The sequence below is a fragment of the Sphingobacterium sp. UBA7855 genome, from assembly GCA_002500745.1.
Classification (GTDB): Bacteria; Bacteroidota; Bacteroidia; order Sphingobacteriales; family Sphingobacteriaceae; genus Sphingobacterium.
Genome location: DLST01000002.1, coordinates 53159 through 65853 on the forward strand (window position 1 = coordinate 53159; position 12695 = coordinate 65853).

The following is a 12695-nucleotide window of genomic DNA, read 5'->3' on the forward strand; positions in this document are numbered from 1 at the left end:
TCTGCTAGCGTATTCCCAGCAGCAGCAATAAAAAAGAGTTGCGACCCCTAAAACATATCGCTATGAAAAAGGTTACCAAATGGTATAATGGGGTATCAATACAAAAGGTAACTTAAATTATGTATGAACGCTTAAGGATTCTCGCTTCGCCACTTTTTATTCTTTTTCTGGTGCTGCTGCTCGTGAACGACTTCTATTTAAAAGGGGCATTTCACAATGTGCTGACAGGAAAGATCTCCGATTTTAGTGGGCTTTTTATATTCCCTATTTTCTGGTCGACAATCTTTCCCAAACGGAAAGCATTGATTTTTATAGCCACAGCAGTACTATTTACCTTTTGGAAAAGCGAATATTCCACGGGGCTCATCCAATGGATGAATCCTTATTCTGCTGTAGGACGGACAGTCGATCTGTCCGATCTCATGGCATTGCCCATGATCGGTTTGGCCTGGTTGTATACAAAGAGCGAACCCCGGACTGCCATCCCGCCCGCGTTCATGCTGCGCCTAAGTACTTACCTGATCGGTATGCTGGCTATGTTCGCTTTTTGTGCCACCACACAGCCGCGATATATCCAAGCTTTTGAGCAACCGCAGTATATCTTACTAAAGCATCCGACAATCAAGAATTTTGAACCTTACTATGGATTTCAATTCTATAAAAAAGATTCGCTGCTTGTTGTTAAAATAGATTATTTATATACCAACAGGCCTGCCCGGAGCGATGATTACAATAAAAATAAAAATATCCAACAGCTCGATCAGGACGTGTTAAGCATTATCGGGGACAGTGCAACGCGTATTCCTGTTGGAACAATCACCCAGCTCACCATCCAAACGGAGGAGGGGACGGATTCGTTGCGATTTAACGGCGGACGCCTCGATGGACCATTGATAAGAACAAAAGGTAATACGCGGGTCATAGAAGGATTTTATAAGATGGGACTGGAAGATGCTACCTGGACACTCCAAGATAGTAGCAGTAACGATAGGGTGGTACAGACATTTGTCAACGGCGAGAAAACGCAGGTAAAGCAGTATAGCGGGGATAAACTCAAGTCCTCTTCCAAGGTAAACACACGTGCCGATACTATTTTCAATACCTATGTGCAATTGGCGATGCTGACTTTAGCGGTAGCCGCGATGTGCTTCCTATTGTACAGGAATAAGCGCACAGCAATACCTAAAAGCCTAAAGCTCAGTTTGCTCTGGAAACTGCTGATATGCTTTCTGTCCCCACTGGTGGTATGGCTATTTTACGTCGGCATCATGCTCTTGCTGATGAATTACGATGAGGATATTTTTGAAGCTATAGCAACAGCTATGTTTATTTTTATAGCGGTCTGCCCATTCATGTTTATCATTGTTTTTGCGATCAAACTGGCCAAGGAAATCGATGTGCTTTGGTACTGCCTCTTGTTTGCGCTTCTGCTCAGTATCTTTAAAACCTATACCATGCTCGAAGCGCTGTCGAGCTAAACAGCGAGAAATAGCATCCAAGTTACCGTAATGGTTCGGTTACGGTAACTTGGGTATAGCTATTATCCTGCAGACATGGCTAAGGTAAGTTTGGCGTTAAATGTGAGACCGGTAGTGGTCAGCGCCTTTACAGTGATCTGATAACTCCCCGCTTTTAAATTGTCGCTTTTTTTCACGGTAACAGCACCTGTTTGGGCATTGACGCTAAACAGCTTTTCGCTATCGTCAAAGGCAACGCCATCTTTCTGTATCGAAACCAGTTCAAACGTCGATTTATAGTTTTCGGGATACAATGTGGGGGCTGCAGAGACATAGCCATTGGACAGACCGATGTGGATCAGGCTAAAATCGATGGTCAGGTTGAGGTCGGGATAATACTGGCCGAACAAAAATTTAATTTGTGGAATAAGAATCACCCGAAAGGTTGTGGAGGCCACAACAAAGCCATCTTTCTGCAATTCGGGGCTGAGCTCGTACGCCTTTTCAGCTTTCTTGGCCGGATCGCCTGCATTTTTTGATAATGTGACCTGCGTACCCGTTATCGAAGCGATATTGTCCTGCCCGCCGGCAGAAGACAGCTGAAAACTGGCACCTGTTGTTGGGATGCCTTGGGGATCGATTTCAAAAGCAGCAGATTCGTCGCCGTACAGCACATAGGCGTTGGGTAATTCGCTGCCAGTTTTTAGTCCTTTGATCGCAAGGGTTCCCGCCGTTATCTTCAATGAAAAGTCTTCTTTGGCCACCACGGTTCCATTGGACGCTTTGGCGATTACAGTGACTTTGTACGCGTCGGGCATGCGTGCGCTACCCGATTGAGCACCATTGGGATAGAGTAGGGCACTGTTGACCTGTATGCTGCCCTTTTCGCTATTATACTGAATAGCCTGCTGCATTTTTTCACGCAGCTTGCCGCCGTTGCCCAGATTAACTTCTGCTGTTTGTGAAAAGTCAAAGCTGAGGTCTATCCCTGCAGTGAAAGAAGGGGCATTCGGTACGTTAATCTCCTGAGTTTCGCCGTAGCGAAGGCTCACCGCCGCAGGTAACGAAAGCGAGATGTCGGCGGGAGTGGATGCGGTTTCTTTTTTACAGGATGATGCCGTTCCGAGTAGCAGCATCAGCGCTGCTGCCAGCGCGAGTTTTGTGTTGATGTATTTCATGTGGTAAAAAATTTTGACGAAGGTAATCATTGTAAATTATTAATGCAACATTATTGCATTTGATGTTTTCTTTTTTATTTTTGCAGCGCAAACAGGAACAGGTTACATCATGTCACACCATCAGAGACAACTTTTTTTAGCAGCGCTGGGGCTATTGGCTACCGCAAATACGGCGCAGGCGCAGCGCAGACCCGCAGTGGACACCTTACGGAACATTACGCTCCCCACCGTCGAAGCCATCGGCATAGTGTCGGGACATGGGCGAAAGACGAGGCTAGACCGCAGTCAGCTGGAGCGTGTGCAGACGCAAACGCTCGGCGAAAAATTGAGCCATATATCGGGGGTTCAAAATGCTTCTTTTGGTCCCAATTCGGGTGTGCCCATGATTCGTAGCCTCAGTGGAAGTCGGGTCAGTGTGCTTTCCAACGGGTTATCCATCAATGATCTTTCGGGAATCAGCCCAAACCTCAATCCAAATTTCGATATGGACAACCTACGCGAAATAGCGGTCTACAAGGGGGCCACGAGCGTGCTCTATGGCGGAAAAGCAATTGGCGGTGCAGTTAATGTCAAAGATAATACAATTCCGGCTATGCGGGTGCAAGGCGGAATTTCTGCTCAGGCCAAGGCCGAGTTGGGCACCAATAGCGGCAATAGCCAGTCGCTTGCTTTTGATACTAATGTTGGAAAATATGGGGTAGTCCATATCGGCGCCATGAGGCTCACGCACGGCAACCTCAAGATCCCGGGCAATACCAAGGCCCCGATAGCTTACAATCCGAAGATCGATCATTTGACGGCCGATATGGCGCAGGTCCATGTCGACCGCGAAACAATCCGCAACCTGACGCTGTATCCCTATCTGAGCCAGTTTGTGATCGATAATCTAAACGACCCCAGGTGGGGCTTGTCGGAGGCAGACCTGTATACCTTTGAAGATTATTCTTTTATCAACGGCGAAAAGGTGCCCAATCCCCGAAATAACAAATATATCGCTGGGCAGGATCCCAATACGCCCCTGTATACGGAGGTCGTGCATGGCATTACCGATTACGCTCCTGTCCAGCGTGGTGTGATGCCCAATAGCCATGCCGCCAAACAGGCGGTCAACGCCGGCGCCAGTTACATCAGGGACAACTTTCAGGTAGGCCTCGGACTTTATTCCCTCGAGAGTTATTACGGTATCCCGGGATTTGCACAGCGCAATAAGCCGGTGCATAGCCATACCCCCACAACATGGACGCCGATCTATGAACCGATAAACACGCGCAGCTATTCCTATGCCTGGCAGTTGGAATCGGCTTATCAACCCACAACACGGCTCATCCCCGAGGTCAAATTGCAGTATAGAGGTGAGTCGTCCGATGATCGGGAGCTTCTGGGCAGGTATCGGGTCAATAAATTTGCCAGTGCCCGTCATGCGGTTCGATCGGAAATAACCCAACAGTATAGCCGTTTTTGGTCTGCGGTGAGTGGAGTAGATTTTTCCATTGCGGCTATAGAAGGGCAAGGGGAGCGGCGTTATATACCCAACAATTTAAGTCGGGAAGGCGGGATCTTTACCCTGCAGACCATAGATTTCAAACCAATGGCTGTTCATGTAGGCTATCGGCACGATTGGCTAGCCCGGCGTACCCTGTCCGATCCAACTTACCAGCGGAGCAGGGGCTTGGCCGGAGGGAACCTTTCCAACAGGGATTTTGAGTTAAACCATTTTTCGGGTGATATCAGCTATTCCATTGCCGACATGGGCTATGTACAGGCAACCTATACACATGCCGAACGTGCACCAGGGGTAAATGAACTGTATGCCGGTAATGACCATTTTGCAATCTTAGTGGAAGAAAATGGAGACGATCGTCTCGCCAAAGAGAGCGCCAATGCTTACGAGCTGTCCGGTGGTATACACTATGGCGGATTAAAACTCTCGGCAACGCATTACCGCAGTTTTTTTACCAACTATCTCTATCTGGCGCATACTGGCCTTTCGCGGTCTGGAGGCTTTTTAGTGAAGGAATGGCGGGCATCAGACACCGAGATTAGGGGCTGGGAGCTTATGGGGAGCTATACTTATGCATGGACGACAGAAGGCCATGTGGAATTCAATGCGTTCGCTGATCTGGTCAAAAATAGAAACACCTCGGACGATAGCATGCGCAAGTGGGCGGAAGGAGATTTTATGCCCAACCTTCCCACCAGCAGGTATGGATGGGCGGTGGCATTTTGCTATAAGAAGTTTGCCGGCAACGCCAATTTTGACCGGTATCTGAAACAGCGTTATTTAGGTAAAAATATCAATATTGAACCACCTATGCCAGCCTATTCCTTGCTATCTGGTCAATTAGGTTACAAGGTGAATCTAAAAAAATATGAATTTGTCTATTTTATTTCCGGAAATAATCTATTGAATATGGAAGCACGTCCGCAAAATTCCATACTCAAGTATCTTGCACCCCTGCCGGGACGTAATATTTCCATCGGCGTGAAGCTTAATACGCCCTATCCCGCATCATCCGCCGGAGCAGCTCCATACTGATGCCCATAAATTGAGCGAGCTCCTTCTGCGTAATGTGGGCGAGGAGGTTCGGATAATGATCAAAAACAAAATCATATTTGTCCTGATTATGCAGCGACAGCAGTTTGTGCCGATAGTCAAGATAGCGCAGCTGCCGATCCTTGAGGTGGGCGTACAGGTAAAAAACTTTTGGGTTGTAGGCATTGATCTCTTCCAGTTGACGGAATGAGGTGCGGAACGTCTGGCAATCGCTCAGCGCGACAAAGCGATAATTGTGCTTTTGATTGGGGATCATCAGCGATTCGCCGGCAAGGGCATAGCGTACCGGACAGGTCTTTTCATATTTGCCAAAAATTCCCTCGGTAATCAGGTACAGATCGCCCCAGTCGTTTATAAGATGCTCACCCTTAACGAATTTTTCCGCTTCCAAGAGTGAGGATAGCTCAGGGATATCATCCTGCCAATGGGGAAGGATATCCTTAAAAAAAGGGTCGAGCTGCGCATGTTTACTTCTCCTCATATGTAAGCGTTTTTTTCTTTTGCCTGTCTAACATGGATCAGCAATTTATTAAACTTATAATCAGATCGCAATTTTTGGGAAATAAAGGTATTCAATAGGGTTAAATAGACTATATACAGGGATGAATAGGAAGCGTGTGCCTGAACTATTGCACGATAAATCTATTCGTCCCTAGAAATTACTTTATTTCCCATTACTTCTATAGATAAAATGTAATGCACATATTTGTAGCGTTGACCCGCGGTGGTCCAAAGAAATGCCGAGCAGATAGGAACTAAAATAAGTTAAATGATAAATTTTTCGCCGCTAAAGAAAAGCTGATAATGCTATGCGGAAGGTGGGCTTAAATGACCAAATAAGAAATTTAAAATTTATTGTTAATCAGGTTGTTATCGCATAATTAAGCTGGCCATCCACGGTAGAATCGTGAGGGTTGAAATTCTGGTTAATAATAGGGGTAAAAAATTGTTTAATAATTATAATTTGATTTGTTTATGTTTAATTATTATCTTGGCTTAAAATAGCAGTTATATGATGATCCTAGCAACAGTTCAAATACAAGTAAAGACAACGAATGGAAGTGACCGACCGTTCACGCTATTTTAATGTTAAACTAACTTTTATAAACGAAGGTAATGGCAAAATACGATGTAATGATTATTGACGACGATCCCTACGATATCCGTATCGCAGAAAGCGCATTGCGGCAAATCAAGGAGGTAGGTGATGTGCGGTGTTTTACAAAACCGATTGATGGTTTCAACAGCATCATGGATAATCCCCCGGATGTATTGCTTTTGGATGTGGAGATGCCCGAGATGTCGGGGATGGATCTGTACCAGACACTGCCGATGGCAAAAAGGCCCCCCGTTATTCTATGTACCAATTCGCAGCAGTATGCTTACGAGGCCATTAAAATCGCCGTGGCCGACTACCTCATCAAACCGGTGAGGTTTCCCGAACTCTTTGTGGCTTTCGAGCGCGCGCTCCATCAGAAAAATGTACACATCAACATGCATGTCCAGAGCGAGCCTATCGGTAAGTGGTTTATCTTCAAAAAGATGTATCGATTTGTGCTCTTCATTGACATCCTGGCGGTATCGTCCAGTAAAAATTATGCAACCTTTCACCTGCGGCAGGCAGAAGACGATTTTAACTACCGCATCACCATGGACGAGGTAGAAGCGATGCTGTCCAAAAGTACTTTTGTGCGCGTACACCGCGGTTTTATTGTGAATGTCAACTTTGCCAGAAAAGTCGTCAATCGTAAGATTTTATTTCCTGATCGTACCGATCTCGATATTAGCGTCAGTACGATGGGGCTGATAAGATTACGCCAATACGCCTGATGGGGGTATGGGTTATACACTTTTTATAAACCATAAATTAATAACAATGTCCAAAAAACAATACCTCAGGGGCTTACTATTAAGTCCGGGGCAAGCCTATGCCCAAAAATTAATCTTGCTGGAACTTATGGCCGTCAAACGTCAGCTTGCGGCATACCTCGAACTGCGCGAGCAGCTGGAACAGGAAAATATGCTGCTGCGGGATGCCGAATACGTCAAATCGCATGTCGGTATCTCTACCGAAACGCTCTATCGGCTGCAGCGCGATGGACATATCTGTATCGCCAAGCGCGTGCACAACAAACGCTACTACCGCGATGTGGATGTGGAGCGGCTGCGCAAACACTACCGCGGCCTGTAGTACGGTATTCCCTACATTTTTACCTATTGAAATGTGGTCATTTTGAGCGCCGCCCTGCCCGGGGCGGCATTTTTAGGCAATTGGCCACTTTCTCCCTACCTTTTCCCAACCAACTCCTGCCTTTACAGCAATTCTCCTCGTACTGGCATCGGGTTCCCCTCGTACTAAATTCGAGCAAGACCCGAGGCGGACCCTATAAAATTTCGATGAATGCTGGGAGTTGGTAGCGAGTGAATAGGTTAATAAGGAACCAATAGCTTAATAAGGAATCAATAGGAGAATTAGCTCCTTTTTAGCTTAAATTCTGTCGGTCTCATATTGGTGAGTTGCTGAAAATTGTTGCTAAATGCAGCGATATTGGAATAGCCAATAGCATAGGCAATCTGCGTCATGTTCAGATCGGTATCTTTGATCAATTCCATGGCACGAATAATCCGCAGCATTTTTAAGTATTGAACAAAAGTAATGTGCAGCTTGGTCTGAAATAATCGGGTCAGGCTGCGCACACTCATGCCCGACCACTGCGCAATGGTATCGAGGCTCAGATCTTCATTCAACCGATTTCTAATGTTTTCAGTGATGGCATTGAGCCGTTGATCATCTGTTGTCGGCAGCTGGATGGAGAATTTTTTAAGGCTTTCTTTCGATAATACGCCTTTAAGCGTGGTCAAAAACTCAAATTCCCATGAACCAACGCAATAATCACCCTGCCATTTTTCGCTAAACAAGAGCATCTCTGCCAGCAGCCTGCTTACGGGATAAATACCCAGTTCATCATAAAAATCACTTGATTCTTGTGCAGGAAAGTAAATATTGATAATGTACAGATCCTGCGTATTAAACATCAAATTGTGCGGGTAGTGAGCTGGAATCCAGATGTAGTGATTGGAAGGAATATAAAAGTCCTTTTCGTCGGTCTGCAGATACGCAATACCCCCATACACCATCAGCAGCTGCGCCTTGTCGTGCTGGTGAGCAGGCAGGCGCTGTTCGGTCTGCTGTCGCACGACGAGAATGGAATCGGGCTGTTGATCCACACGATTGATTAATTGGCGAAGGCTATCCATGTGGCCAAATTTAGTAAATATTAGGCTAATTATATAAAAATAGGATCTGTGGTGTTGGATAATTTTGCGGTGTTAATCTTCATAAAATCAACATGCAACAAAAAATAATAAAACCGGATAAAAAAATCTTGCCGCATCCATCGGAAGAGACAGACAAAATGTATCGGTATTGGCTGGCTTGTGCCTATACCAGTCCGCTGATGCCCCTATGCGATCTAACGTTTGCTTTTGATGCATGCAACAAGATGCTCAAGCGGTGGTTAAAAAAAAGGAAAGCATTGGCTATGCTATTGCTGTTGGTCGCGCCCGCTATTTGCGCGCAGCAGACAGAAAAAACCGAACCCTTAAGTTTGGAAGAAATGTGGACCGTGGCCGAGAAAAATAACCGGCAGCTCAAACTATCCGACCTTTATCTTCAGCAAAGTAAATTAGAAATATTGGAAGCCAAAGACCGCCTGCTGCCCGAACTATCGGTTGGTGCCGATGTAAAGCTCAATTCCAAATTTCTGATCTATGATAATGGATTGTTCGCTGCGCCACAGGATGTGCCGGTAAAAGGCTACGGCTATGGCGTCGGCTACAACCTGAACGTCAATCTGTACAATGGCGGGAAGGACAAAAGGAACATCGCCCTGAAAAAGGAAGAGACGACACGAAAACAGTATGAAGCAGAGCAGCAAAAGCATCGCGTAAAGTATGATGTCGCTGTCGCTTATTTCGATCTCTACAAGTTTTTGCATTTCCACGATTTTCTTGACGCAGAGATCGAAGCGGAGCAAAAGCAAATGCGGTTAATAGAAAGTCTGCATACCAACGGTACTGTGCTAAAGAGTGATGTGCTGCGAACCTCGGTAAAATTGACCGAGTTGCAACTGAACCTTTCCGATGTGACAAAAAAGATTGAAATCGCCAAACAAAGGCTCAACATACTGATGGGGCGTGCAAACGACGCGGCACTGGCAATTAACTATACAGACAGTGCTGCAGTAGATGGTTTCGAAGATGATCGCTACACCGCGTATGTAGACCTGGCTTTAAACCAATCCCCGGCATACAAAATAGCCCATAGTGACATCAAATCGAGCGAACTGAACGTCAGGCAGATGAAAGCGATGGTATTGCCCCAAGTTTCGTTGTACGCTCACTATAATTACACCTATCCACAGATTTCCTTTTATCCGTATTCAAATGATCTGTGGGGATTTGGTCAGACTGGTATCAAAGTGCAGTACGCTATTGACAACCTGTTCAAGAGTAAACATACAATCGCGCATGCCCAGGTGCTCCGTAATGAGGCGCAGGAAAAAGCGAACCTTCAAAAAGATGAGATCTATCTGCAGGTAAAAGAAGCGTATTTACAGCGGCAGCAGGCTTTGGAGCGGGTCAAAACGGCCGAACAGAATATCCTTAAAACCAGGGAAACCGTCCGTGTGATCAGAAGCAGTTATTTAAATCAGGAATCATTGCTGACCGACCTGATGGAGGCTGAAAATGCGCTATTGGAAGCAAAATTTAACCGCACAACCGCACAGACAAACGTAAAATTAAGCCATATCAGACTATTGGCCATTGTAGGAATTCTTTAATCAACTATCATGAACAAAAATAAAACAGATCAAATTGTGATCCGCCTGACCCAGGGATTGGGCATTGCTTTATTCGTAGGCATCTTGATTTGGGGAGCTGCCTATTTTTTGAAAGGGTATCGCTATGAGCAGACCAACGATGCCCAGGTAGATGCTTATCTCTCACCCATAAACGCCAAAGTGGGCGGATACATCAGCAAAATCCATTACAAAGACAATCAGCTGGTTAAAAAAGGGGACACCCTTGTCGTCATTGAACTGGACGAGTATGGACTGAAAAAAGATGCTGCATTGGCAGAACTGCGGAGTGCACAGGCCAAATTACCCATATTGGCCGCAAACGAAGAAACACAACGCAAAAGTATTGCAGTGATCAAAGCGCAATTGGCGGGAGCGAAAGCCAGATTGCAGCAGCAGCAAAGAGAATTTGGACGCTATAAAAATCTACTGGCAGATGAATCGACAACACAGCAAAAATTTGACAATGTCAGTACCGCGCTATCCATTGCACAATCGGATTACGATCAGGCTAACGCATCGTTGCAGGTAGCCGAATCCAAATTAACTGATTTTAGCGCACAGCAACAGGCGATAGCTGCAGAGATAAAAATGAAGGAAACACTGCTGCAAAGGCAGGAACTGGACATCCGGTATACAGTGATAACGGCACCTTATGACGGGCAGATCGGTAAAAAGACAATTCAGGAGGGGCAACTGATACAGCCCGGGCAAACCTTGGCTTTTTTGGTAAACAAAGCCGAAGAAAAGTGGGTGATGGCCAATTTTAAGGAAACACAGGTCGGTAAATTCACCATCGGGCAAGCGGTAGCGATTGAGGTTGATGCTTTTCCCAATGAGCGCTTCAACGGGACCATCGAGTCGCTGTCGCCAACAACGGGTTCACGCTACTCGCTACTGCCACCGGATAACGCGACCGGCAATTTTGTGAAAATTACGCAACGTATTCCTGTTCGGATTAAATTAACCGATACGGCTGAAAAGTTAGGAAAACTCTCTGCCGGAATGAATGCCAATGTCTATGTTTTAAAAGCGGAATGATGCAAGCACATAAAATACCGATTTTCAGATCCTGGGTGTCGGAATGGGGGGCGCGATCTGTCATATTTGCCATTCTGATGACCTGCTTATTTAGTTTCGCTTTCTACGGCAGTCCCGTTGCCGCAATGGGATTTTACGGCATACAGCCTACCGATGTACAATATGGCATGGTCGTTATCTATGGTTCTACCGTAGCATTCCTGGCACTCGACTTCCGGATAGTCAAATATTTTGCGCCGAGAAAATACTTGCTGATTGCCCTGGCCATGAATGCATTATGTTCCGTGGTCTGTTTTCATCTTAAAGATTGGACGGTATTTGTTATTTGCCAGTTTTTGCAGGGTATCACCTGCGCATTGATGTCGGGGATTGTGTTGCAGCTTATTTTTCCGAGATTGCATGCGGTGCGCGCCCGGGTGATTGCTTACAGTCTTCTTTACGGCTGTATACAGATTGCTGTGCCGTTCTATGCCATCTACAACAGTGTGATACTCTATTTCTTTGATTTTAACTGGCTATTCTACGGGTTTATTGTTCTGCTCCTGATCCTGGCAGGGGCGGTGTTGTTAACCATGAACAGTAAAGCCCGGTTTAGCAAAAAGATTCCGCTCTATCAGGTGGATTGGATCGGCTATCTGTTTTACGTATCATTCATTCTGCTATTGGGATACATCCTGGTTTATGGACGGCAATTGGGATGGTTGGACAGTCCACGCATTTGGATGCTCAGTTTAGGTGATTTGGTTATTCTTTCGCTCTTTATAATCAGAGCATCGAAACTCAAAAGACCCTTGATCAATTTACAGATCTTTAAGGCCAAGAATTTCGTGTTGGGAGTATTCCTACTAATTACATTCTACCTATTCAAAGGAAGCACCGGGCTTGCTTATGGTTACGTGGAGGTGATTTTAGGCAATGATCCATTGAGCACCATTCCGATATGGACAGCTGTCATAGTGGGTACCACGCTGAGTATGTTTGTTACTTCCCGATTTGTCCTGATGGGGTATAATCTGATCCATCTGATTGTTTTTGGCTTTATAATCATGGCGATTTATTATGCCTATATGATCTTATTTGTGTCGGTACAGGGAGAGACGGTCGATTTTCTGCTTCCGCTATTGCTATATGGTGTTGCCACAGGCGTGCTATTTGTTCCGATTGTTTCCTTTACCACATCATCAGCACCGCCGAAAATTGCGATCAATGCCTCGCTTGTTGGGATATTGGCCAGGTTTACAGGTTTTACCCTAAGCCTGGCATTAAACAACGAGCTGCAATTAATTGCAAAATCCGGGGTGCGGGAGAGGGTGCGGGAGGCACTGACAGAAACCAACCCGCAATTGCCGCTAACGATGCTCGATATTCAGAACCAATATCTGCATGCCGGCAGCGATATGTATACCGCAAAAGCAGTATCCACAGGCTATCTTAATCAATTGGTAGGGCATCAAATATTGGTCCGTGCTACCCGCGATTATTACGACTGGATGCTAGCAGGCGTGCTGATCGTCATCGTTATCTTAGTATTCTTACCCCAAATACAGCGTGTTGCGTTGCGGTTAACAAAAGGAAATGTGCCTTACTGAAAATCATTTTTATT

Annotated in this window: 10 protein-coding genes; 7 read left to right on the forward strand and 3 right to left on the reverse strand. The window is 45.7% G+C overall.

Annotated elements, in window-relative coordinates:
* Window positions 1-119 precede the first annotated feature (119 nt).
* Window positions 120-1478 (forward strand): hypothetical protein, encoded by a 1359-nt coding sequence (locus tag B2107_RS01270; protein ID WP_293952418.1) that lies wholly within the window; start codon window positions 120-122, stop codon window positions 1476-1478.
* A gap of 62 nt (window positions 1479-1540) precedes the next feature.
* Here the strand turns inward: B2107_RS01270 and B2107_RS01275 are convergent, their stop codons facing one another.
* Complete coding sequence (locus B2107_RS01275; protein ID WP_293952420.1) at window positions 1541-2509, reverse strand: hypothetical protein; 969 nt, start codon at window positions 2507-2509, stop codon at window positions 1541-1543.
* Window positions 2510-2744: 235 nt separating this feature from the next.
* Between B2107_RS01275 and B2107_RS01280 the strand changes: the two genes are divergently transcribed.
* Complete coding sequence (locus B2107_RS01280; RefSeq protein WP_293952422.1) at window positions 2745-5171, forward strand: TonB-dependent receptor plug domain-containing protein; 2427 nt, start codon at window positions 2745-2747, stop codon at window positions 5169-5171.
* Here B2107_RS01280 and B2107_RS01285 read toward each other — a convergent pair.
* Entirely contained in the window at window positions 5125-5670 is a 546-nt protein-coding gene (locus B2107_RS01285) for a hypothetical protein (RefSeq protein ID WP_293952424.1), read from the reverse strand. The genes B2107_RS01280 and B2107_RS01285 overlap by 47 nt on opposite strands.
* A gap of 653 nt (window positions 5671-6323) precedes the next feature.
* Between B2107_RS01285 and B2107_RS01290 the strand changes: the two genes are divergently transcribed.
* Together B2107_RS01290 and B2107_RS01295 are read left to right on the forward strand one after the other, a co-directional pair.
* Window positions 6324-7019 (forward strand): LytR/AlgR family response regulator transcription factor, encoded by a 696-nt coding sequence (locus tag B2107_RS01290; RefSeq protein ID WP_293952848.1) that lies wholly within the window; start codon window positions 6324-6326, stop codon window positions 7017-7019.
* Between the two features lie 46 nt (window positions 7020-7065).
* Window positions 7066-7380, forward strand: coding sequence for a MerR family transcriptional regulator (locus tag B2107_RS01295; RefSeq protein WP_293952426.1), 315 nt, complete (start codon window positions 7066-7068; stop codon window positions 7378-7380).
* Between the two features lie 281 nt (window positions 7381-7661).
* Here B2107_RS01295 and B2107_RS01300 read toward each other — a convergent pair whose 3' ends face one another.
* Complete coding sequence (locus B2107_RS01300; RefSeq protein ID WP_293952428.1) at window positions 7662-8447, reverse strand: AraC family transcriptional regulator; 786 nt, start codon at window positions 8445-8447, stop codon at window positions 7662-7664.
* A 92-nt stretch (window positions 8448-8539) separates the two neighbouring features.
* Here B2107_RS01300 and B2107_RS01305 point away from each other — a divergent pair, with 92 nt between their 5' ends.
* The 3 genes from B2107_RS01305 to B2107_RS01315 are packed head-to-tail and all read left to right on the forward strand — an operon-like array spanning window position 8540 to window position 12681.
* Window positions 8540-10033 (forward strand): TolC family protein, encoded by a 1494-nt coding sequence (locus tag B2107_RS01305; protein ID WP_293952430.1) that lies wholly within the window; start codon window positions 8540-8542, stop codon window positions 10031-10033.
* A 9-nt stretch (window positions 10034-10042) separates the two neighbouring features.
* Window positions 10043-11092 (forward strand): HlyD family secretion protein, encoded by a 1050-nt coding sequence (locus B2107_RS01310; RefSeq protein ID WP_293952432.1) that lies wholly within the window; start codon window positions 10043-10045, stop codon window positions 11090-11092.
* Entirely contained in the window at window positions 11092-12681 is a 1590-nt protein-coding gene (locus B2107_RS01315; protein WP_293952433.1) for an MFS transporter, read from the forward strand. The genes B2107_RS01310 and B2107_RS01315 overlap by 1 nt, the downstream gene beginning before the upstream one ends.
* Window positions 12682-12695: the final 14 nt, after the last annotated feature.

Coding starts and splice junctions, on each gene's coding strand:
- B2107_RS01315 (WP_293952433.1), top strand. CDS start 11,092: ATGCAAGCACATAAAATACCGATTTTCAGATCCTGGGTGTCGGAATGG.
- B2107_RS01295 (WP_293952426.1), top strand. CDS start 7,066: ATGTCCAAAAAACAATACCTCAGGGGCTTACTATTAAGTCCGGGGCAA.
- B2107_RS01300 (WP_293952428.1), bottom strand. CDS start 8,447: ATGGATAGCCTTCGCCAATTAATCAATCGTGTGGATCAACAGCCCGAT.
- B2107_RS01285 (WP_293952424.1), bottom strand. CDS start 5,670: ATGAGGAGAAGTAAACATGCGCAGCTCGACCCTTTTTTTAAGGATATC.
- B2107_RS01310 (WP_293952432.1), top strand. CDS start 10,043: ATGAACAAAAATAAAACAGATCAAATTGTGATCCGCCTGACCCAGGGA.
- B2107_RS01305 (WP_293952430.1), top strand. CDS start 8,540: ATGCAACAAAAAATAATAAAACCGGATAAAAAAATCTTGCCGCATCCA.
- B2107_RS01280 (WP_293952422.1), top strand. CDS start 2,745: ATGTCACACCATCAGAGACAACTTTTTTTAGCAGCGCTGGGGCTATTG.
- B2107_RS01290 (WP_293952848.1), top strand. CDS start 6,324: ATGATTATTGACGACGATCCCTACGATATCCGTATCGCAGAAAGCGCA.
- B2107_RS01270 (WP_293952418.1), top strand. CDS start 120: ATGTATGAACGCTTAAGGATTCTCGCTTCGCCACTTTTTATTCTTTTT.